Here is a 21,854-nt window from a genome sequence, read left to right as displayed (position 1 = left end):
AGCGTCTATCCCTCTGGCCGGGCGTTCGCGCGCACCAGCATCCTTAACACTGGGTTACACGCTTTGAATTTTTCGGGCAATTGTTCTGCGCGCGATCCGTTGCCGGATCACGCCATAGCGTGGCTTTCGCGCATCAATCCCTGTGGGGTGACGTTACGTCACCCTCGCATCCGGGCACCGGTCGGATCAAAGGGCGGCTCGACAGCGATGGTCGCATCATGCCGATGACCGAGGATTTCGACCTGCATCTCCGTCCCGCCAGCGGCGAGGTCTGTGGGGACATAGCCCTGCGCCAGTGACGCTTGCACCCGGTGGCCATAGCCCCCGGATGTGACCCAGCCCACAACCCGCCAGTCCCCATCGACCTGCGGATGTTGCGCGGCAACCGGCTGGCCTGCCGCATCATAGCGGGTCGCCCCAAAGTCATGCGGGGTCTCGCAGGTGCCGTAATCCTTGGCCCCGACCTTTGCCCAGATCGGCTCATCGCCCATCACATCCGCAGTTGCCCCGTCGATCATCAGCGACACGCGGGACAGTTTCGGCCCCTCCGCCCGCTCACGACTGGCGGCATCCCGCCCGATGAAATCGCCTTTGTCGAGCTTGACGAACCGCTCCATCCCGCCCTCGAACGGGCCGTAAATCGGGCGCAATTCGGCGAACCATGTTGGGAAGTTTTTCTCGAGCCGCATCGACAACAGCGCCCGCATCCCGAAATCGACGATGCCGTGCGCGGCACCCGCCTCTTTCAGCTTGAGATAGACGGTGCGCAGATAGGTCGGCTCCATCCAGATCTCATAGCCCAGATCACCGGTATAGCTGATCCGGTTGACCATCGCGGGGCAACCCGCCACGTCCATCCGCCGGAAATCCATGAAGCGAAACGCATCGCCGCTCACATCCATATCCGTCAGCGCATCCAGCACCGCGCGCGATTTCGGCCCGGCAAGGCCGAGACCGACCAGACGCTGCCCCAGCCGGTTGATCCGCACGGAGCCGTCTTTGGGCAGATGCTGCTCAAACCAGCGCATGTGATAAATCTGCGCCCCGGACGAACCCCAAACCATGAAATGCCCGTCCGCGACCTTGGCGATGGTGAAATCCCCGATCAGCTTGCCCCGCTCATTGAGCATTGGTGTGAGGCAAAGCCGCCCGGTTTTCGGCATCTTGTTCGGCATCAGGTGGTCAAGGAACGCCTCCGCCCCCGGCCCCGTGATCTCATATTTCGCGAAATTCGCGATCTCCGTGACGCCGCAATGCTCCGTCACGGCAGCGACTTCGGCGGCGATATGCGCGAAATCATTGGAGCGGTGGAAGGACAGCACGTCATGCGCCTCCTCCGCTGAGGGCGCGAACCAAAGCGGCACCTCCAGCCCCCATGTGTCCCCCATCACCGCATGATTGTCGCGGGTCATGATGTCATAAAGCGGGGTTGTCTGCTGCGGGCGGGCGGCGGGCAATTCCTCATTCGGGAACCGGATGGAGAAGCGGCGGGAGTAATTCTCACGCACCTTGGCGTTGGTGTAGCGCAGGGATGTGAAATCACCGTAGCGCGCCACATCCATGCCGAACACGTCAAACCCCGGATCGCCTTCTGTCATCCAATTGGCCAGCACAAGCCCCACACCGCCGCCCTGACTGAAGCCCGCCATCACGCCACAGGCCGACCAGAAATTCGTTAGCCCCTGCACCGGGCCGACCAGCGGATTGCCATCTGGGGCAAAGGTGAACGGGCCATTGATCATCTGCTTGATCCCGGCATTTTCCAGCGCCGGAAAATGCTTGAACCCGATCTCAAGCGAAGGGGCTAGCCGGTCAAGGTCAGGCTCCAGCAATTCATGGCCAAAGGACCACGGCGTTTCATTCGGCTGCCATGGCACGCAGGCCTTTTCATAGGTGCCAAGGAGCATGCCGTTGCGTTCCTGACGGGTATAAATCTCCCCTTTGAAATCAATCACATGACAAAGCTCACGGCCGGAGGATTGGTTATATTCAATAACCTCCGGCATATCGTCGGTCAGCAGGTAGTGATGCTCCATCGCCAGCACGGGCAACTCAAGCCCGACCATCCGGCCCACTTCCCGCGCCCAGAGGCCGCCTGCATTGACCACATGCTCACAGCGCACGGTGCCTTTTTCGGTGATGACATTCCACATGCCGTCCGGGTCTTGGGTGATCTCGACCACGCGGTTGCGCAATTCGATCGTGGCACCCAGCTTTTTCGCAGCCCCGGCATAGGCATAGGTCGTCCCGGACGGATCGAGATGCCCTTCCACCGGATCCCAAAGACCACCGACGAAATTGGTCTCGTCCATGATGGGGAACATCGCCTTTGCCTCGGACGGGGTGACAAGCTCTGTCTGCATGCCCAGCGCACGGCACACGGCGTGCTGGTAGCGCAGGAAATCCATCCGCTCCGGGCTGTCGGCCATCATGAACCCACCGACAAGGTGCAGCGAACAGGATTGGCCGGACAGCTTTTCGATCTCGTCATAAAGGCCCACGGTATAGGCCTGAAGCTTGGCCACATTCGGATCGCCGTTCAGCGTGTGAAACCCGCCCGCCGCGTGCCAGCTTGACCCAGAAGTCAGTTCGGAGCGTTCGATCAGCATCACATCCGACCATCCGGCCCGCGCCAAATGATAGAGGACAGAACAGCCCACAACCCCGCCACCGATGACCACCACTCGTGTTTCCGTTTTCATGGGTCGCTCCCTGCCTGCCCGTTCATTTCGTCTAGTGGTCGCAAGAAAGCGTGGGGGCGGGATTGTCTGTTTTCGGCACGAGATGTCGTTTTTGGGTTCCGATGCTTCGGTCCCGTCATCTGAGCGCATGGCCCATGGGCAAAAGAGACCGAGCCACCTTGCCCTGCACCGCGGGGGTGAGTCGGCGTCTGCTCACCCGCAGGATGAATATGCCACAGAGCCATTCAACTTTGGGCATTTGCACGCCCTTCCAGTGAGAAATTTTTATCAATTTAAAATCAATCGGTTACGACAAATCTACAGATTTGCCCAGTTGAATGTTTGAAAAAATAAGCAAACAAAATACCTAATTAACAGTTTCGAATTGGAATTTAGCGTTTTAGGGACACTGCGCTTTGTGACATCGGAACTCTGATGAAAATGTGCCGCTTGGTTCTTGGGGGAGGAACGCGGCGCACCACACCCACCCCATCGAGTGACAGGTTTCCGTGGCGGGAATTGCGACATTAGAGGATGAGAGCCGCGCCTTCGCGCGCCAGCAGCCCGCCTTCCGGCGGTTTGCCCGGTTGCATCATATCATCACCGAACAGGCGCGGATCATCGGGGAGGCCGCCGATGGCGCGCGCCCCCAACAGGACGGCAAGGAGGCGGCCGTTCTGACGGTCATCGGACAGGTGAAAGCGGGAAAGACCGCGCTCACCACGGCACTGTCGGGTCAACCCGGTCTGCTGCCCATCGACGTGAACCCATGGACCTCTGTCGTGACGTCGCTCAATTTCAATCAGCGTAGTGATGACGGGAACCGGGCGATCTTTCAATTCTTTGACCGGGACGAATGGCGGCGCATCGTCGAAGATGGCGGACGTTTGGGAGAGATGGCCCAGCGCGCGGGCCGTGAGGACGAGTTGGAAAAACTCCGTGCACAGGTTGAGCGGATGTATGACCGCTCGAAAAAGCGGCTTGGCCGGAATTTCGAGTTGCTTTTGGGTCAACGCCACGCGTTTGACGATTTCGACCATGCGTTGCTGGAGCGGTATATCTGCATGGGCGACGATGACGCTGTTGCCCCCGGACGCTATGCCGATATCACCCGCTCTGCCGATCTTTATCTCGACGCCCCGCAGTATCAGGTGCCGCTCACCTTGCGCGACACGCCGGGGGTGAATGACCCGTTCTTGGTGCGTGAGCAGATCACGTTGCGCGCGCTGTCGGATGCGGATGTGTATCTCGTGGTGCTGAGCGCGCATCAGGCATTGTCCACGACCGATCTAGGGCTGATGCGAATACTCGCCTCCCTCAAACAGGAGCGGATCATCCTGTTTGTGAACCGGATTGATGAGTTGCCCAACCCCGAAGCCCAAATGGCGGAGATCAAGGAGCGGATGCTCATCGCGCTTGACCAGCAACACCTGCCTCCGACGGCCACGATCCTCTTTGGCAGCGCGCTTTGGGCGCAGCACGCGCTTGATCCTGAGGGCATAGAACTGCCCGATCATTCGCTTGCCACGCTGGGCGCACTGGGCGTCACAGCCGGGGACCGCGATGCGGTCTGGGAGGTGTCGGGCCTGCCCACGCTGCAAGAGGCGATTGGAACCGTGATGCTCGACGGTGGCGGGGCGCGGATGCTCGACACGGCCTGTCGCAGCCTCCTCAACCACGCGCAGCGCCGCCGGACCCTGCTTGAGGCGCAGACCCGTGCGATGAATGGCGCTGTCGGCAGCGGTGACCGGCTGGCCGATCAGCTTGACCCGTTGATCAAGCAGGCCAGCGACCGGCTGGAAACCGAAATCAACGCCGCCGTCCCGCGCGTTCTGCGCCGCGTGCAGGAAACCGTCACTGCCTATTCAGAGCGGGAATGTGACAGGCTCCGGCAGGCGCGCACGGGCGACGAGCGGGCGGAATGGCGGGCGGATGTGCATGAATTGCGCCGGGATCTGGCGCTACAGGTCGCCGCCTTTACCTCCGGCACCCTACAGGCGCTCGAAGAGGTGCTGGAGACCACCGCACAGCGGCTGAGCGAAATTCAGGCAGAACTTCTGGGACAGGACATCGCGGAGGCCCGCATCACGCCGCCCAACGGGCCGGATATCCCTGCGCCTGTGATGCTGAGCCAGACGATCACGCTCGATATGGAATTCAAGGGTTGGAAGGCGCTTTTCAGTCGGTTTACCGGGGTGGAGGGCGAGGTCAGCGAGTTGCGCAAAATGATCAACCGCGAAGTGTTGCCCATGACCCAATCCCTGCGGGAGGACTACATCCTGCGCCTCGCGACCGAATTGCGCGACACGCTGCGAGAGTTTCTGAGCGATCAGAGCGAGCGGCTCCTGACGCTTGCGGAGCAGACCGGCACGCAAACCGCTGTCAGCGCGGAGGAGCGGATCGCGATCCTGCGCCGCGCGGAGGCGGACCTTGCCGCGACCCTGTCCGAGCTTGACCCGGATCGGACCATCGCCGCATGACACCCCGCCCCGTGACCCAAGCCCAGTATGACCGCCTCGCGCGGGCCGCAACGCGCCGCACGCGCGTGGCATTGATGGGGGAATTCAGCGTCGGGAAATCGACGCTTCTCAACCTCATTATGGCCCGCGAAGTGGCCACCACCCAAGTCACCGCGACCCATGTTCCCGCAATCTGGCTGCGGCGCGGCCCGTCCGAGGATGCTGTTTTGTTCGGCTATGACCGCAGCCGCCGGGTGCAGCCGCTCGATCCCAATGTGCCGATGACGATGGACAGTTGCGCCATTGCCCGCATCGAGGTGGATGACGAGGCGCTTGATCGGTTCGATCTGATCGACACACCCGGCATTTCGGACCCGATGATGCGGCAAAGCCCGCTGGGCATCATCGCGGGACATACCGATTTCGTCATCTGGTGCACCACCGCCGTACAGGCGTGGCGCCAATCCGAGGTTGCCACATGGGAGCGCCTGCCTGAACGGCTGCGCGCGCAGAGCATCCTTGTCGTCACCGGCGTTGACCGCCTCTCCAAGAAGGATCGAAAACGCGTGCTGACCCGAGTGAAAGAAGAGGCGGGAAAGCTGTTCCGCACGATCCTGCCGATCTCCTCCCCCGATGCTGCGAAAGCGCTTGAAATGGAGGATCCCGCCGCCGCCGCGCAAACTTGGCAAGAGAGCGGCGGTGCCGCCCTGATTGAAGAGATCGAGACCTCCGTCGCAGCCATGGATGCTGCGCGCGACGCGCAGCTTGCGCGGTATCAGGTGCGCGATCCTGCCCCCGTTGTCTCCCCCGACAGTCCGGCGCCCGACGCCATATCCATCCCAGATCCGGCACAAGACAGCCCGGAACCAAATGGGCTCACAGACGAAAACCAGCATTCCGCTGACACAGAAACGGAAGAAAACATGTCTACAGATATCTCCGGCCTCAAGGACGTTACCGCATTCATCGGCGGCTGCCTCGTTGACAGTGAAACCGGCCTGATGCTCGCCTCCGAAGGCGGCAACGGCCTGATTGACCTTGAAGTGGCTAGTGCCGCGAACACCGAAGTGGTCAAGGCAAAGCTCGCTGCAATGAATGCGCTGGCCATTGATGACCATATCGAGGACATCCTCATCACCCTTGGCACGCAATATCACCTGATCCGCCCCTTGGCGCAGTCTCCGACTGTGTTCCTCTATGTCGCGCTCGACAAAAAGGCCGCCAATCTCGGCATGGCGCGCCTTCAGGTGAAAAAGGTCGAGCAGACGCTCTCCATCTAAGGATCAGGCGGCGTCGGGACGCGACGATGCGTTCCGGCGCGCTGGCCTTATCCAGACTGACAGGTTCTTTTATGGACACGCCCAAAATCCCGGCTCCTGTGCTCGATTTCATGCACAATTCTCAGGTCGCGCTCAGCGTGAGTTGCCCGCGCCTGCCGGACAATCCGATCATCGCGGTTAATGATAGCTTTTCTCGCCTGACGGGCTATTCCGCGTCTGAGGTGGAAGGGCGCAATTGCCGTTTTTTGCAGGGCGACACAGAGCAGCCGAAAATGCGCGCGCATCTGCGCGATCAGATGGCGCATGGCCATGACGCGCAAGTCATCCTGCGCAATTTTCGCAAATCGGGCGAGCCGTTCGACAACTATCTGTTCATCTTTCCGATCCTCGGCGGGGATGGAGACCCGAGTTTCTTTGTCGGCTCCCAATTCGAGATCCCGCAGGTGGAACGCGCCGTCGCCCTGCGCAGCCATGCCGAACGGCTGCATGAAAGCCTCGATCAGATGAACGCCGCCCATTCCGAAAGCCGCGACGCCCTGATCCGCTGCGGTCACCTTTTGGGGCTTGAGGCACGGGCCCTGATCAAAGCAAGAATTGCCGCCCTACCCTAAAGCGTTCGGGTCGCTAAAAAACTGCGCCCAAGACTGACCATGACCAATGGCAATCTGGCCAAACGTCTCCCGACGGCCTTTAATCCCGCTGTCACCATCTGCCCATGCGGGAAAAGGCGAGCGAAATTGCCTGCTCTTTACGCATACGTCATTCAAAATCTTGTCCGTCACGCATTTTATGTAGGTTGCTAGGCCGTATGGCAGTAGTATCTGCGAAGAACACGGACGTGAAATGCCTTTGGGCATCAGACGGAGAGCATCATGGCCCAAATTCTTCAGATCGCAGCTATTGCGCTGGCCACGGTCGGCACGGGTGCTGCGACCATGTCCGTGATGAACGAGGACATCCCTGACCTGCAAGTGCCCGAAGGCCAATGGGAAGCCACCGGCGCGCTGGATGGCCGCTCCTTTGATGTGCTTGGCGTTGACACCGCGAGCGGTGCGGTTCTTGAAGACCTTTTGGTGTTTCGCGATGACACGTTCCAGTCTGTCGATTGTCAGAATTACTGTGATTTCGGTTGGTCGGACTACAAAACGAAAGAGGTTGACGGCGTGATCCACTTTACGGTCACGACCATCTGTCCTGATGCGCCGCACACTGTGGTGTTCTATGGGCAGGTGAACGGGGATGACATCACCGTTGACGGGACGTGGACCACGCGGCGCTGGTACTGGACCAATCAAATCGTCCTGACCGCCACCGGAAAAGCCATGCCCGACATGGCCCAAGACGCGTCAGGCTGAGTGCTGACGGGTGAAAGCTTCTGGCGCGTCACTAGGCACCATCCTGCTTCGGATCAGCCTGCTGATTCTCATTATCGGATTGGCCACATGGGGCGCGCATGAAATCCGCGACTCGCTCAATCTGCAAATTCGGCCCGATAACGAACAGCAGGTGCACAAGGCCATCATGCTGGGCGCCGTGGCCTATATCGGGCTTTTGGCGCTGCCTTTCGTTCCGGGGGCTGAGATTGGGATTGCACTGCTCGCGGCCTTTGGCGCCGCAATCGCCCCGCTGATCTATATCTGCACCGTTGCGTCCATGATGCTGGCCTTCACCGTCGGGCGTTTCCTGCCGATTGATGCGCTGGAGCGGTTGCTTTCCCTGTTGCGTATGCGCCGCGCCGCAGCGCTCGTCGCGCAAGCAGCGCCATTGTCCGGTGACGCGCGATTGGCCATGCTGCTGGACGGGCAATCGGGGCGCGTGGTGCGCGTGGCCCTGCGCCACCGCTATGTGGCAGTGGCCCTGGCGATCAACACGCCGGGCAATTCGATCATCGGCGGGGGCGGCGGTATCATGCTGCTCGCTGGGCTAAGCGGCATATTCTCACCGATTTGGACGTTTCTAACGGTCGCAATCGCAGTGTCCCCAGTTCCTATTGCCGTAATCTTCTTGGGGCTTCAGATCTAGGCGGTTGGACATTGGCTTAGACTGGTAGTGCATGTTCAAAGGCGCTGATTGGCGTACCGCGACAGCTCCTTGGTCTCCGCCTCCACGACGTAATGGGTTAAGGAGGTGCCTCCCTGCCCCGTCCCACCGTTGTTCTTCCACGCCAAACAGAAGCGCCTTGTCCGCAAAGGGGGAGACGCGCAGCACAAATGGCTAATACTCTTGAGGGGGAAATTTTGGCTCCGGCGGTAGGATTCGAACCTACGACCGATCGATTAACAGTCGAGTGCTCTACCACTGAGCTACGCCGGAACCGTGCACCGTCTCAGATGCTGACGCGTCTCTAACAAACGCGATTTGGGGCTGCAAGCGGGAAAATGCACGCAAGGCAAATTCCCCGCCCTCAGCCGATGCTGCGCAATGCAGGCTCTGTCGTGCCACCAAACTCGGCGGTGATCTCCGCCGCGATTTTCTGCACATTCGCCGCGATCTCGACAATCCGCGCGTCGGTGATCCGCGATGTGGGGCCAGAGACGGAAATCGCCGCAATCGGCTGGCCCAACTCGCCAAACACGCAGGACGCAACACAGCGCAGCCCTTCGGCATGTTCCTGATCGTCAATTGCAACGCCATCGGTGCGCGCCTTGGTCAGTTGGGCAATCAGCTTGCCCTGATCAACGACGGTGTGGGGCGTGATCTGCTCCAAAGGTATATCGGACATAATCCGCGCCTGCCGTTCGGGCGGCATTTGGGACAACAGCGCCTTGCCGGAGCCGGAGCAATGCATCGGCAGCCGTCCTCCCACCTGAGTGATCGCGCGCATGGTGAACCGGCTTTCCACCTGATCAAGGCAAACGACCTGCCCGCCATTCTCGACAAAGATATTCGCGGTCTCCCCCGTCAGGTCCATAAGGCGGCGCAGATAGGGCTTCGCGAGTGCCAAGAGGTTGCGCGTCCGGGTAAAGGCGGAGCCGACGACAAATGCATTCACCCCGATCTGCCAAACGCCCGATCCAGCGTCAAACCGGACGAAGCGTTCGCTCTCAAGCGTTGTCAGCAGCCGGTGCGTGGTCGAGGCGGGCAAGCCCGCACGCTCGGCCACTTCGGTCAGCGTCAGGCCGTTATCGGTCGCGGCAATCGCGCGCAATACGGTCAGTGAGCGCACGACAGACCGTACCTGCCCGGTGCGATCCTGCTCTGCCTCAGTCCTCGGTTGAATTTTCATGTCTGCTCCCACATGTGTGCAACATATCTAGCCCCACGCAGTGCGCTGACCAGTGCATGCGACACTTTTGCGACGTCAGAAGGCAATTACAGTGCAATCAAGCGAAAGAATGGCCCGCGATGGCGTCGCCTTGAAAGACATGCGCATCGGCCCCGCTGATGGGCCATTGGTTCTGTTTTTGCATGGTTTGGGGCTTGACCATCGCTATTGGGGCGATGTGGCGGCGGCCGTGCCCAGCGGGCTGTCGATCATTCTGGCGGATCTGCGCGGGCATGGGCGCAGCGGCTATGGGGCGCCAGTGGGGCTTGGCACGTTTGTTGCTGACGCAATCGGGAGCCTTGACCGCCCTGCGGTGGTCATTGGGCACGGCGTGGGCGGCATGATCGCGCAAGGCATCGCGGCAGAACGGCCCGATCTGGTGCGCGGTCTGGTTCTGGAAAGCAGTGCGGTCAAGCTAGAGACCGAAACCCGTTGGGAGGCCCGGGCCCGCAGCGTGGCGCAAGACGGTCTTGAGGCAGAACGTGACAGGCTCACCGCCGCCTTTCATCCCCGCACGCCGGAGGACACGCGCGACCGGGTCTTGGCCCCGCTCACAGATATGTCCGCTGGGGCCTATGCCGCCGCGTGTCAGGCATTGGCACATACCGACCTTCTGGAGAGTACCGCGCGGCTGACCTGTCCGGCGCTCGTGCTGTCGGGGTTGGCTGACCCGATTGTGCCGCCTGACCTTTCGGGCGAGGTCGCTGCCCTGATCGCGGGGGCGGAGCGTCAGATCATCCGCCGCACGGGCCATTTCCCGTCAGCCGAGGCACCGGGAGATGTGGCGCGCGCAATCGCAGGGTTCATGGACAATCTGCCGCCCGTTGCCGCGCCTGCCCCGCCGCGCCTGATCTGATCCCTTTTCGGGGCCTGTCCGCTCGGATACGCTGCACGCATTGGAACAAAAGGAGCCGACCTTGGCCTTTCACCCTGCCGACAGCCCGCTCTATCGTGACCTTTTCGGCGATGCGGACCTCGCCGCGCTCTTTACCGATGCAGCGGAGGTGCGCGCGATCCTGCTGGTGGAGGCCGCATTGGCCAAGGCGCAGGCCGCCCATGGCATCATCCCGCAAGACGCCGCTGGCGCCATCGAGCGCGCCGCGCGGGAGGGCACGGTCGATCCCGCGTCCCTCGCGGCTGAAACCGCCATGGCAGGTGTGCCGATACCTGCCATTCTCAAGGCGTTCCGCCATGAAATTGGCGATCCGACCTTGGCCGGGTTTCTGCATTTTGGTGCCACATCGCAGGATATGATCGACACCGGGTTGATGTTGCGGTTGCGGCAGGCGCTGACGATCCTTGAGACGCGATTGAGTGCGATATTGACCCGTCTGCGCGCCCTTGCCCTGGCGGAGGCGGATACGGTGATGGCCGCCCGCACACGCGGCCAAATCGCGACCGTGACCACGTTTGGCGCGCGTGTGGCGGGCTGGGCCGATCCGCTCTATCGCCATCACGCACAGCTTGCGCCGCTGCGGCAGGGGGCAATGTGCCTTTCCCTTTCCGGGGCCAGCGGAACGCGCGCTGCATTTGGGCCGAAGGCCCATCAGATCGCGCAGCACATGGCAGACGCGCTGCGCCTCACCCTGCCCGATCAGCCATGGCATACCAGCCGCGACCGGATTGCGGATATCGGGCATTGGCTGGCGAGCGTCACAGGGGCGCTTGGCCGGATCGGACAGGACGTGTTGATCCTGACTCGCAATGAGATCGGGGAGGTTCGGATAACCGGCGGTGGCGGCTCCTCCGCCATGCCGCACAAGGCCAATCCGGTTGCGGCGGAGATGCTGATCGCCCTTGCGCGTGCCAATGCAGATGCCATCGGCAGCCTCCATCACGCGCAGCTTCACGGGGAGGAGCGGGACGGCGCGGCATGGGCGCAGGAATGGCTGGGCCTGCCCCGGATGGTCGTGCAAACGGGGGCGGCGTTGCGCCATGCGGAGGCTCTGCTCACCGGGTTGGAGGTCAATCGCGCGGCGATGGCCCGGACGCTGGACGCAACGCAGGGACTGGTCTTTGCCGAGGCTGCGAAATGCGCGCTGGCCCAGAAAATGCCCATGGCGGAGGCCGCGTCGCTGGTATCGGCCGCTTGTGCGACCGTGCGCGACAGCGGACAGACCCTTCGCGTGGTGTTGGAGCAGATGGTGGACGGTGATCTTGATTGGGATACCCTGTTCGACCCACATGCTCAGGCCGGAGATGCGCCCCGCCGCGCCCGCGCCCTGCCCCCTTTGCCCGGAGACAGCCCATGAAAACCGCCAAAGAGATCATCGCCCAACTCGACCTTGCCCCCCATCCCGAAGGCGGCTGGTATCGGGAGACATGGCGCGCGGACGCAAACCCTGGCACCCGTGCGAGTGGCACCGCGATCTATTTTCTGTTGGAGGCCGAACAGTCCTCTCATTGGCACAAGGTTGACGCGACCGAAATCTGGCATTGGTATGCGGGGGGGCCGCTTGTCCTTTCGCTCAGCGCCAATGGCCATGACGCGGAGGCGCATCTTCTTGGTCCTGCACTGGATCAGGGGCAGATGCCCCAGCGGATCGTGCCACCTGGTGTGTGGCAATCGGCAGCCAGCCTTGGCGCGTGGACGCTGGTGGGATGCACCGTCTCCCCCGGTTTTGAGTTTGACGGGTTTGAACTCGCGCCACCCGATTGGCACCCGACGCCGCGCGCGGCGGACGGGTGAGGGATTGAGCCTTTGCCGACAAGCGCATAAGACACCTCAAACACCAATGCACAGGAGTGCGGCGCGATGACCACGCCCGATGGCCCCCAACTCTACCTTTTGACACCAGAGCGGTTTGAACTGGACAGTTTTGCCCCGCTTCTGGCGCGCGTGATGGATGCGCATCCGGTGGCCTGCCTGCGGCTGAACCTGCCCGATGAGGATGAGGCGGAGGCCCGCCGCGCCGCCGACCATCTGCGCGATCTGGCCCATGCCCGCGATGTGGCCGTGGTGGTCACGGATCACTGGCGCATGGTCGGGCCGCATGGGCTTGACGGTGTGCATCTGAGCGATGGCGCGCGCCGCCTGCGCGATGCGCGCAAGGCGATCGGGCCGGACGCGATCGTGGGGTGCTATTGCGCGGCCTCCCGCCATGACGGGATGACCGCCGGGGAGATTGGTGCGGATTACGTCAGCTTTGGCCCCGTGACCGATGGCGGGCTTTTGGGCGATGGCGAGGTGGCGGAGCCGGAGCTTTTCGCATGGTGGGCCCAGATGATCGAAGTGCCACTGGTGGCCGAAGGGCATATCACGCCCGCAATGGCTGCGGCCCTTTCGGGGGATGTGGAGTTTCTGGCGATTGGCCGGGAAATCTGGGGGCAGGACGATCCGGTCAAGGCGCTCAAGGCGCTGCTGCCCTAACCCGCCTCAATCCCGACTTCTGACAGCCCTTGCCGCACCGATTGTTCGGCAGCGGCGGCGAGCTGTTTGCGATTGGCGAAATTGCTCGGGCGGAGGGCCGGTCGCCAATTGACGATCACACGCCCACGGGAGGACCGACAGGCGATGTGCCAAATGCTGTCCCCCATCCCCATATCGCCCCACCAGCCATAGAAGATACCCGGCTGTCCGGCAGGCGGGATCCAGGCAAGGGAGACGGGTTGTATCTGCATCGTGTCGCGCAGATCGTCAGAGAGATAGACTTGGAACAGCGCCGGCTTGAACGGCACGATATGGCGGCTGTCGGTGCTTGTCCCTTCGGGGAAGAAGCACAGATGCGCGCCCGCGTCGATCCGCTCGCGCATTTCGATCTGCTGGCGATTGGCCTCTGCCGCGCGGCGGGCGATGAACATCGTGTCGTTAAGCTTGGCGATCAGGCCGATGCCGGGCCAGCCCGCGACCTCCTCCTTCGCCATGAAGGTCAGGAATGGGCCGACGCGCAGGGCCAGAATATCCATCCATGTGGAATGGTTCGCAACGACCGCCCCGCCCTCCGGCACGGGTGTGCCGCGCTGTTCGATCCGCACACCCAAAAGCCACAATACCGCCCGCGCCCAGGCCCGCGTCAACTGATAGCGCGGGCCAAAGGGCAGCCCCATCCGCTCTGCCCCTTTCAAGAGCGCGAAAAGCGCCAGCCCCACGACAGTGATCACGACGATCACAAGAAGCCGCAGAATGCCGCGCAGCGCCTGAAAAGGAGTGATTGCCGGATAGGATGGCTCCGGTCCGCCTTCCCACATCTGCATCAGCGGCGCGACGCCCGTGTATACATGTCGCGATATTTCGACTGCATTTTGCCCGTATCCATCAGAAGGCAGACATCCACGGTATTGAACGCATGGTCGATGAACGCGCCCTCCCCCACATAGCCGCCAAGCCTGAGATACGCCTTGATCAGCGGCGGGATCGCCATCAGTGCTTCGCGGCGGTCCACCTCTTCCAGCGGGAGGATGTCCATCGGCGTGAAATGCTCCGCCACCGCGCGCACCCTCAGATCAGCGGGCGCGAGATGCATGTGATGAAGATAGGACAATGGCTGGGCAAGCGGGGCCGCATCGGCACCATGAAAGCTCGCGACACCGAACAGCACTTCGATATCGTGGTCGATGACATATTGGCCCAGACCGCTCCACAAAAGATGCATCGCCATGCCGCTGCGGTAATCGCGATGCACGCAGGATCGGCCAAGCTCCAGAACCTCGCGCGTGCGGCTTTGCAAGGGGGAGAGGTCATATTCATCAGCACCGTAGAACCCGATCCCGTCCCGCGCGACCGCACCGCGCATCACGCGGTAGACACCGACGACCTGATCCATGATGTCGCCCGCGCCGCGCGCCTGATCGACCAGAATGAGGTGATCGAAATAGGGATCAAACCTGTCCCGTTCCAGCCGATCGGCACGATCCGCATCCGAGGCATGTGCGCCCATTTCCTCAACAAAAACGATGTAGCGCAGCCGCTGGGCTGCGCGGATTTCCTCCTCGGAGCGGGCGATCCGCACGGTTAAAGCAGTCTTGGCAACAGTCATACTCTATCCAAAATCCCGGCGCGGCAGACGCGGGCGGACCCTAATCCGCGTGACATAGAAACGCAATCGCGCTGCCGTTAACACTTGAGTAACCACTTCTTCCTAGAGTTCGTGATCATACACGCGAGAGAGGATCACATGCGCGCCATCTATGACGACCTTTCCCTCGTTCTGGAAATTCACCGTGATGCGATTGCCGATGACGGATTGGACCTGCCCGATCCCCCATTCGGCCCGCTCTGGATGGCGCACCAACATTCCCGGTTCTAGAAAGTCATTCACGTGCTATCACTCGCCCTGTCCAAAACATCCCAAGAACGGTCCCCGTCGATGGAAACCCCGCCCTGCCTGACCGAATTGATCACGTCGCGGCTGTGTCATGACCTGATAAGCCCGGTTGGCGCCATCGGCAATGGGGTTGAGTTGCTGCGCGCCCTCGGCCCGGCAGCGGGGGGTGAGGATCTGGACCTGATCGCGGACAGTGCTGACATGGCGCAAGCCCGGATCGGCCTCTTTCGTCGGGCGTTTGGCCAGCCGATGGACGGGGGCGGCATGGCCCATCAGGGTTTGCAAGCCACCTTGATCACAGCCTTTACCAAACCGCGGCTGCAAGCCGATATCACCCCCCTGCCCGAAGACCTGTCTGGCCTTGCGAGCCGTGCGCTGTGCCTTGCCGCACTTTGCATTGATCGCGCATTGCCGCGCGGCGGTGTGCTCACGATCCGCGCGGGCCACCGGATCGAGGTGCTGGGCACCGGCGACAAGGTTTCCCTGACGGAGCGGCAACGCGCCCTCCTGAGCAACGCACATTTGCCGCCCGAAGAGGCGCGAGAGCTGGAATTTCACTTTCTGGCCAAGATGTCCGGCCAATTGGAGATCGACTGGCGCGCGTCCGACAGCGAAGTGCGCGTGCTGATCAATCCAGCGCCTTGAGATCGCGCCGATAGTTGGCGCTGCGCTGCATATAGGCGCGCGCGGACTGGCGCAGCATGTCAATCCCTGCGTCATCAAGGGTGCGGACCACCTTGCCCGGCGCGCCCATCACGAGTGAGCCATCGGGGATCACCTTTCCTTCGGTGATCAGTGCATTGGCGCCGATCAGGCAATTGCGCCCGATTTGCGCGCCGTTGAGCACGGTCGCCCCCATGCCGATCAGGCTATTCTCCCCGATGATGCAGCCATGCAGCATCGCCCGGTGGCCAATGGTGCAGCCCGCCCCGATGGTCAGCGGATAGCCCGGATCATTATGCAGCACCGCGTTTTCCTGAATATTGGTGCCGTCGCCAATCACGATCGGCTCATTATCCGCGCGCAGCACCGCACCAAACCAGATGCTTGTCTCCCGACCGAGGCGCACATCCCCGATCAGCGTGGCGTTCGGGGCGATCCAATGGCTGTCATCTTGTGACAGCGTTGGCGCCTTGCCATCAATTTCATAGAGCGTGCTCATTCCAGCCTCCCCTCAAATTCGCGGTTCAGGCCCTGCACGAAATCGCTTAGGCCCGGTTGACGGTCCCGCCGCAGCCTTTCCGCCGTCAGGATCGCATCAAGTTCAGCGGCGCAGGCGTCGATATCACGGTTTACCAGCACATAATCATAGGCATCCCAATGGCTTATCTCAGAGCGGCTTTCGGCCATCCGCTTGGCGATGACCTCTTCGCTGTCTTGCGCCCGCGCGCGCAGCCGCCGATCCAGCTCTGCGATGGACGGGGGCAGGATGAACACCGACACGACCGCATCACGCAGCGCGGAGTTGCGGATCTGCTGCCCGCCCTGCCAATCCACATCAAACAGCACATCGCGCCCGGCATTGATCGCCTCCTCCACCGGCGCGCGGGGGGAGCCGTAGAGATTGCCGAACACTTCCGCATGTTCCAGCATCCCATTGGTGCGCACAAGCTCCTGAAAATCCTCGCGCGTCTTGAAATAGTATTCCCGCCCATCCTGCTCACCGGGGCGGGGCGCGCGTGTGGTGGCGGAGATGGAGAATTGCACCGTCTCATCGCGCGCCATCAGCCGCTTTGATAGGGTCGATTTGCCCGCACCGGAGGGGCTCGACAGGATGATCAGAAGGCCACGGCGCGGCGGTTGGGTCTGCATGGGCGAAAGGCTCCCCGCTTATTCGATATTCTGGCTTTGCTCGCGCATCCTGTCGATCACGACCTTCATGGCAAGCCCTGTTTGCGTCAAATCCACATCGCCTGACTTGGAACAGAGCGTGTTGGCCTCCCGATTGAATTCCTGCATCAGGAAGTCGAATTTGCGCCCCACCGGGGCATCCTCGATCAACAGCGCGCGGGCGGCAGTGATATGGGCGCGCAGGCGGTCGATCTCTTCGGCCACGTCGGATTTGACGAGGAGGAGCGCCATTTCCTGCTCCAGCCGGCCGGGATCAAGGCTGTCTGCCTCCCCCAAAAGCGCATTAACCTTCGCGCGCAGGCTCTGCCGTGTGGCATTCGCGCGCGCGGCGGCCTGAGTGGCGGCGGTGGCGACGAGCGTTTCAAGCTCATCCAGAGCCGCGCTCAGAACCACGGCAAGCGCCGCGCCCTCGGCCTGCCGCGCGGCGGTCATTGCCTCAAAAAGCGGGCCGATCCCGGCCTTCGCCGCGTCAAGCCAATCGTGATCGGGCGCATCGGGCGTGGCATTGGCAAGCATCGGAAGCGCGAGGATTTCGGCTGCCGTCCCGGCGCGCAGATCGACGCCCGCGTGCTGCGCTGCGGCCTCCACCTGCAAGAGCCGCGCCATGGTCGCGGAGAGGGCCGCCTCGGACAGAGCTGCTTGCCCCGGCTCCTCCTGCGCGCGGCTCAGGCGCAGGCCAATGGTGACGTTGCCCCGCGCCAGCGCGGCCTTTGCCGCCGCGCGCAGCGGAGCCTCCAGACCATCGGCAGCATCCGGCAGGCGCAGTCGTACTTCCAGCCCCCGACCGTTGACCGAACGCGCCTCCCAGACCCAAGAATACGGCCCGGATTGGCCCGGCACTTGGGCAAAACCGGTCATGGATTTCAAAGACATAGCTCACCTTTTGCGTGTAGGGGACAGGACCGGCGCACAGGCGCGTTAACCATTTGGAAAGGAAATACGGGCAATGTTTCTAAAAATTTAGTAGGTTTTTGGCAGAAAGTGACGCAAGCCTACCAACCCCCCGCGTCACTGGCAACGCGCGTCAGGAACAACCTGACCGATAGTGACAGGCAAGGACATGACCGACACATCCCCCGGCGTCATCATTCACGAATACTGGAACAGGCTGCGTGGCGGGCGGCTGGTTCCCATGCGCGAAGAGTTGGACCCCCGCCGTTTCGTTCCCGCGCTCGAACATCTCATTTTGCTTGAGCACGATCTGGACGGACCTGCACGCATCCGCGTCGGCGGTGTCCGGCTCAACGAGTTGATGGGCGCAGAGGTGCGCGGCATGCCAGGCCGCGCCCTTTTTCGTTCAGAGGATCAGCCACGCGCGGAGGCGACCTTCACCCGCGTTCTGGCGGAGCCCGCGATGGCCGATATGCGTGTCATGGTCGTGACCCCCGGCGGCATGACCCGGCGCGGCATCGTGACCCTGCGCCCCTTGGCAACGCAGGAGGCCGGCGTCAGCCGCATCATGGGCACCGTGGCGATTGACGGAAAAGACGTGCTCGACCCGCAGACCAAGCTCACCATCCTTTCGGTCAATGTGATCGCGCTGCGCCATGAAAAGCCCAAGCTGGTCGCTCAACCCGCCTTTGCCGAGGCGCAAGCCCCCTTCACGCCGCGCCCGCCGCGTGGGCGGCCGCAGCTACGGCTTGTGGTGTCACAGGATTAAGCGACGAAATCCGCTTCCGCGATCCCTTGCAGGAACAAGAGCGCCGTAAGGTCCGAATGGTCCAGCGTGGCGGTCGCGGCGGCTTTCAGCGCGGGTTTGGCGTGATAGGCCACGCCGATCCCGGCCACCTCGACCATCGCCAGATCATTGGCCCCGTCGCCGACAGCGATCACATCGGCCTGACCAAAACCGCCCTCTGCGGACAGCGCGTTGAGGCTTTCCAACTTGGCTTCCCGCCCGAGGATCGGATCGCCCACAGCACCCGACAGCACGTCGCCATCAAACAACAGCGTGTTGGCGCGATTGATCGCAAACCCGACCCGCTCCGCCACGCGGGAGGTGAAGAAGGTGAACCCGCCGCTGACCAGCGCCGTGACGGCCCCGCGTGCGTTCATCGTCCGCACCAAAAGTTCGGCACCCGGGTTGAGGCTGATCCGCTCGGCATAGCATTGCTCAAGGGCCGCGCGCGGCAAACCTTTGAGCAGGCCCACGCGTTCGCGCAGGGCCGCCTCGAAATCCAGCTCACCGCGCATTGCGCGTTCGGTAATGTCGGACACTTCGGCCTTCAGCCCCGCGAAATCGGCCAATTCGTCGATGCATTCGACGGGGATCATGGTGCTGTCCATATCCGCGATCAGCATCCGCTTTTCACGGTTTGCGGCAGGCAGGATGTTCACATCGGCCTCAGCCGCCGTGAGGGCGGGGGTCGCGCCGTCAAACGCGATCTCATAGCCCGCCGCGCCCAAGCGCCGCTCGCTCAGGATCACCGCACCGGCATCGCTCAGTTGCGTGGCAATATCGGCGGCAAGCGTGTCAGACACGCCCGCCGCCGCCGTGATAACGGCAACATGGGTCATCGGATCACCCTGCCGCGCGCGCGGCTTCGTGGGTTTTTTCCAGCTCTTCGGCCACGAGGAACGCCAGTTCCAGCGCCTGAGACGCGTTGAGACGCGGATCGCAGGCCGTGTGATAGCGGCTCGACAGATCCTCATCCGTCACGGCGCGCACGCCGCCGGTGCATTCGGTCACGTCCTTGCCCGTCATCTCGAAATGCACGCCACCTGCATGGGTGCCTTCGGCCTGATGAATGGCGAAGAATTCCTGCACCTCGCGCAGCACCGACTCGAAAGGCCGGGTTTTGAAACCCGTCTCCGATTTGATCGTGTTGCCATGCATCGGATCGCAGGACCACACCACCTTTTTGCCTTCACGCTCCACCGCCTTGATCAGGCCCGGCAGATGGTCGCCCACCTTGCCTGCGCCAAAGCGGGCGATCAGGGTCAACCGGCCCGCTTCATTGTTCGGATTGAGCCGGTCGATGAGTTCGATCAACTCATCCGGCTGCAACGAAGGGCCGCATTTCAGGCCAATCGGGTTGATCACGCCCCGGCAATATTCCACATGCGCGCCATCGGGCTGGCGCGTGCGGTCGCCGATCCAGATCATATGGCCAGAGCCCGCGACCCATTTGCCGGATGTGCTGTCGAGCCGGGTCAGCGCCTCTTCATATTCCAGCAAAAGCGCCTCATGGCTGGTGTAGAAATCCACACGGCCAAGGCTATCGACCTTGCTGCTGTCGAGCCCGGCGGCCTCCATGAAGGACAGGGAATCGGAAATGCGCGTGGCCAGCGCCTGATAGGCTTCGGCGCCCTTCTTGTCCGCGAACCCGAGCGTCCAGGAATGCACCCGGTGAATATCGGCAAAGCCGCCTTGGCTGAACGCGCGCAGCAGGTTCAGGGATGCCGCCGCTTGGGTATAGGCCTGCAACATCCGGTCCGGGTCGGGGATTCGGGCTTCGGGCGTGAAATCGAAGCCGTTGATGATGTCGCCACGATAGGAGGGAAGCTCCACACCGCCGACCTTCTCTGTGCCGGACGAGCGCGGTTTCGCGAATTGACCGGCCATTCGGCCGACCTTCACCACGGGCATTTTCGCGCCATAGGTCAGCACGACCGCCATCTGCAACAAAACCTTATAGGTGTCGCGGATCGTATCGGCGGAGAATTCACCAAAACTCTCGGCACAATCGCCGCCCTGAAGCAGAAACGCGCGGCCCGCCGCCACATCCGCCAGCTTGGCCTGAAGCGCGCGTGCCTCGCCCGCAAAAACCAGAGGAGGATAAGAGGCCAGCCGAGCCTCCGCCGCGTTCAGCTTTGCCGCATCTTCATAAACCGGCATCTGGATCCGCTCTTTTGCGCGCCAGTCGGATTTGGTCCATTGCGTGGACATGGGGCTATCCTCATCTCTTGATAGTGATTGTCAGGCAAAGCCCTAGCACGGTGCGCCGGGCGATTGCCAGCATGGGAAAGTGCAAATTTACGACCAGATGTCGTTTCCCGACTTGACCGCGCGTTTTTCCGGGTTTCAAGTCGACGTCCGACGCTATCGGAGGACGTAGTCAGCATGCCACCGCCACGACAGAATGAAGTGCAAACTTTTGTGTTTGCACTCACGAAGAATTACTCGCTTCTGTCCTATGCCTGCGCGATCGAGCCGCTGCGGCTGACCAATTTCACCCTTGGTCGGGAGGTCTATAAATGGCGGCTGGCCTGTGAGGGCGGCGACTCCATCGCCTGCTCCAACGGGACAGTGACGCAGGTGGATATGGGGTTTGACGATATTAATCGTGACGAAATCCTCATGGTCTGCTCGGGTATTGATGTGCAGGACGCCACCACCAAGCCGCTGCTGACATGGCTGCGGCGGGAAGGGCGCAAGGGCATCACCATCGGCGCGCTGTGCAACGCAACCTACATCCTTGCGCGCGCGGGGCTGCTGGATGGGAAGAAATGCACGATCCATTGGGACAATCGCGACAGTTTCGAGGAGGATTTCCCCGAGGTTGAGCTGACCCAAGCGATCTATGTGATTGATGGCAACCGCATGTCGTCTGCGGGCGGCTCCGCCTCTGCCGATTTGATGCTCAAGCTCATTTCCGATCAGCACGGGCCAGAGATCGCGGGGAAGGTCGCCGATCAGATGATCTACACGACCGTGCGGACCGAAAGTTACAGCCAGCGCCTGTCGATCCCCACACGGATCGGCGTGCGCCACCCGAAACTGGCTGCCGTCATTCAGGCGATGGAGCACAACATTGAAGAGCCTGTCTCCCCCTCCGCGCTCGCCAGTGACGTGGGCATGTCCACACGACAGCTAGAACGGCTGTTCCGCCGCTATCTCAACCGGTCGCCCAAGCGGTATTACATGGAATTGCGCCTGCAAAAGGCGCGAAACCTGCTGTTGCAAACCGATATGTCGGTGATCAACGTCGCACTGGCCTGTGGGTTCACGTCGCCCTCGCATTTCTCCAAATGCTACCGCGCGCATTTCGAGACGACCCCTTACCGCGAGCGGGGCACACGGGCCAATGCACAAGGCGGCAGCTAGGACGCGG

Annotated in this window: 22 protein-coding genes and 1 tRNA gene; 12 read left to right on the top strand and 11 right to left on the bottom strand. The window is 62.1% G+C overall.

The window, feature by feature from the left end; all coding sequences use genetic code 11:
* Nucleotides 1-158: 158 nt before the first annotated feature.
* Complete coding sequence (locus tag FHS89_RS12315) at nt 159-2,702, bottom strand: GcvT family protein (RefSeq protein WP_184012072.1); 2,544 nt, start codon at nt 2,700-2,702, stop codon at nt 159-161.
* Between the two features lie 488 nt (nt 2,703-3,190).
* On the opposite strand from FHS89_RS12315, the gene FHS89_RS12310 reads away from it, so the two are divergent.
* The 5 genes from FHS89_RS12310 (at nt 3,191) to FHS89_RS12290 (ending at nt 8,442) form a co-directional block, all read left to right on the top strand.
* Nucleotides 3,191-5,161, top strand: a complete 1,971-nt coding sequence (locus FHS89_RS12310) for a dynamin family protein (protein ID WP_184012070.1) — start codon at nt 3,191-3,193, stop codon at nt 5,159-5,161.
* Nucleotides 5,158-6,420 (top strand): dynamin family protein, encoded by a 1,263-nt coding sequence (locus FHS89_RS12305; protein WP_184012068.1) that lies wholly within the window; start codon nt 5,158-5,160, stop codon nt 6,418-6,420. Before FHS89_RS12310 ends, FHS89_RS12305 begins: the two co-directional genes overlap by 4 nt.
* Before the next feature lie 71 nt (nt 6,421-6,491).
* The gene (locus tag FHS89_RS12300; RefSeq protein WP_184012066.1) at nt 6,492-7,031 is read left to right on the top strand and encodes a PAS domain-containing protein; all 540 of its coding nucleotides are present in this window, start codon (nt 6,492-6,494) and stop codon (nt 7,029-7,031) included.
* A 261-nt stretch (nt 7,032-7,292) separates the two neighbouring features.
* Nucleotides 7,293-7,775, top strand: a complete 483-nt coding sequence (locus FHS89_RS12295) for a hypothetical protein (protein WP_184012064.1) — start codon at nt 7,293-7,295, stop codon at nt 7,773-7,775.
* A gap of 10 nt (nt 7,776-7,785) precedes the next feature.
* Nucleotides 7,786-8,442, top strand: a complete 657-nt coding sequence (locus FHS89_RS12290; protein WP_184012062.1) for a hypothetical protein — start codon at nt 7,786-7,788, stop codon at nt 8,440-8,442.
* A 216-nt stretch (nt 8,443-8,658) separates the two neighbouring features.
* On the opposite strand, the gene FHS89_RS12285 is transcribed toward FHS89_RS12290, so the two are convergent.
* Together FHS89_RS12285 and FHS89_RS12280 are read right to left on the bottom strand one after the other, a co-directional pair.
* Nucleotides 8,659-8,733: transfer RNA gene (locus FHS89_RS12285), tRNA-Asn, on the bottom strand.
* Nucleotides 8,734-8,824: 91 nt separating this feature from the next.
* A complete protein-coding gene (locus tag FHS89_RS12280) occupies nt 8,825-9,646 on the bottom strand; it encodes an IclR family transcriptional regulator (RefSeq protein ID WP_184012060.1) in 822 nt (273 codons plus the stop codon).
* A 109-nt stretch (nt 9,647-9,755) separates the two neighbouring features.
* Between FHS89_RS12280 and FHS89_RS12275 the strand changes: the two genes are divergently transcribed.
* The 4 genes from FHS89_RS12275 to FHS89_RS12260 all read left to right on the top strand — a co-directional run bounded on the left by FHS89_RS12275 (nt 9,756) and on the right by FHS89_RS12260 (nt 13,055).
* Entirely contained in the window at nt 9,756-10,541 is a 786-nt protein-coding gene (locus FHS89_RS12275; RefSeq protein ID WP_184012058.1) for an alpha/beta fold hydrolase, read from the top strand.
* A gap of 61 nt (nt 10,542-10,602) precedes the next feature.
* Nucleotides 10,603-11,937, top strand: a complete 1,335-nt coding sequence (locus tag FHS89_RS12270) for a class-II fumarase/aspartase family protein (RefSeq protein ID WP_184012056.1) — start codon at nt 10,603-10,605, stop codon at nt 11,935-11,937.
* The gene (locus FHS89_RS12265) at nt 11,934-12,374 is read left to right on the top strand and encodes a cupin domain-containing protein (protein WP_184012054.1); all 441 of its coding nucleotides are present in this window, start codon (nt 11,934-11,936) and stop codon (nt 12,372-12,374) included. Before FHS89_RS12270 ends, FHS89_RS12265 begins: the two co-directional genes overlap by 4 nt.
* A 66-nt stretch (nt 12,375-12,440) precedes the next feature.
* The gene (locus FHS89_RS12260) at nt 12,441-13,055 is read left to right on the top strand and encodes a thiamine phosphate synthase (protein WP_184012053.1); all 615 of its coding nucleotides are present in this window, start codon (nt 12,441-12,443) and stop codon (nt 13,053-13,055) included.
* Here FHS89_RS12260 and FHS89_RS12255 read toward each other — a convergent pair.
* The 3 genes from FHS89_RS12255 to FHS89_RS12245 all read right to left on the bottom strand — a co-directional run bounded on the left by FHS89_RS12255 (nt 13,052) and on the right by FHS89_RS12245 (nt 14,919).
* A complete protein-coding gene (locus tag FHS89_RS12255) occupies nt 13,052-13,879 on the bottom strand; it encodes a lysophospholipid acyltransferase family protein (RefSeq protein ID WP_184012051.1) in 828 nt (275 codons plus the stop codon). The two genes, FHS89_RS12260 and FHS89_RS12255, sit on opposite strands and share 4 nt — an antisense overlap.
* Entirely contained in the window at nt 13,879-14,661 is a 783-nt protein-coding gene (gene olsB / locus FHS89_RS12250; RefSeq protein WP_184012049.1) for an L-ornithine N(alpha)-acyltransferase, read from the bottom strand. The genes FHS89_RS12255 and olsB overlap by 1 nt, the downstream gene beginning before the upstream one ends.
* Nucleotides 14,662-14,763: 102 nt before the next feature.
* A complete protein-coding gene (locus FHS89_RS12245; RefSeq protein ID WP_184012414.1) occupies nt 14,764-14,919 on the bottom strand; it encodes a DUF3553 domain-containing protein in 156 nt (51 codons plus the stop codon).
* A gap of 72 nt (nt 14,920-14,991) precedes the next feature.
* Between FHS89_RS12245 and FHS89_RS12240 the strand changes: the two genes are divergently transcribed.
* On the top strand, nt 14,992-15,594 hold the full coding sequence (locus FHS89_RS12240) for a histidine phosphotransferase family protein (RefSeq protein WP_184012047.1): 603 nt from the start codon (nt 14,992-14,994) through the stop codon (nt 15,592-15,594).
* Here FHS89_RS12240 and FHS89_RS12235 read toward each other — a convergent pair.
* The 3 genes from FHS89_RS12235 to FHS89_RS12225 are packed head-to-tail and all read right to left on the bottom strand — an operon-like array spanning nt 15,578 to nt 17,673.
* Nucleotides 15,578-16,111: a gamma carbonic anhydrase family protein gene (locus FHS89_RS12235; RefSeq protein WP_184012045.1), complete on the bottom strand. Its 534-nt coding sequence runs from the start codon at nt 16,109-16,111 to the stop codon at nt 15,578-15,580. The genes FHS89_RS12240 and FHS89_RS12235 overlap by 17 nt on opposite strands.
* Nucleotides 16,108-16,761, bottom strand: coding sequence for a guanylate kinase (gene gmk, locus FHS89_RS12230; protein ID WP_184012043.1), 654 nt, complete (start codon nt 16,759-16,761; stop codon nt 16,108-16,110). The genes FHS89_RS12235 and gmk overlap by 4 nt, the downstream gene beginning before the upstream one ends.
* Nucleotides 16,762-16,779: 18 nt before the next feature.
* On the bottom strand, nt 16,780-17,673 hold the full coding sequence (locus FHS89_RS12225; protein ID WP_246413837.1) for a YicC/YloC family endoribonuclease: 894 nt from the start codon (nt 17,671-17,673) through the stop codon (nt 16,780-16,782).
* Between the two features lie 187 nt (nt 17,674-17,860).
* Between FHS89_RS12225 and FHS89_RS12220 the strand changes: the two genes are divergently transcribed.
* Nucleotides 17,861-18,460 (top strand): PAS domain-containing protein, encoded by a 600-nt coding sequence (locus FHS89_RS12220; RefSeq protein WP_184012041.1) that lies wholly within the window; start codon nt 17,861-17,863, stop codon nt 18,458-18,460.
* On the opposite strand, the gene serB is transcribed toward FHS89_RS12220, so the two are convergent.
* Both serB and FHS89_RS12210 read right to left on the bottom strand, forming a co-directional pair.
* A complete protein-coding gene (gene serB / locus FHS89_RS12215) occupies nt 18,457-19,317 on the bottom strand; it encodes a phosphoserine phosphatase SerB (RefSeq protein WP_184012039.1) in 861 nt (286 codons plus the stop codon). The two genes, FHS89_RS12220 and serB, sit on opposite strands and share 4 nt — an antisense overlap.
* A gap of 4 nt (nt 19,318-19,321) precedes the next feature.
* A complete protein-coding gene (locus tag FHS89_RS12210) occupies nt 19,322-20,689 on the bottom strand; it encodes a class II 3-deoxy-7-phosphoheptulonate synthase (RefSeq protein WP_184012037.1) in 1,368 nt (455 codons plus the stop codon).
* Nucleotides 20,690-20,863: 174 nt separating this feature from the next.
* Here FHS89_RS12210 and FHS89_RS12205 point away from each other — a divergent pair, with 174 nt between their 5' ends.
* On the top strand, nt 20,864-21,847 hold the full coding sequence (locus tag FHS89_RS12205) for a GlxA family transcriptional regulator (protein WP_184012035.1): 984 nt from the start codon (nt 20,864-20,866) through the stop codon (nt 21,845-21,847).
* The last annotated feature ends 7 nt before the right edge of the window (nt 21,848-21,854 follow it).

It is taken from the genome of Rubricella aquisinus (assembly GCF_014199445.1).
Classification (GTDB): Bacteria; Pseudomonadota; Alphaproteobacteria; order Rhodobacterales; family Rhodobacteraceae; genus Rubricella; species Rubricella aquisinus.
This window is presented reverse-complemented; position numbering and strand designations above follow the sequence as displayed.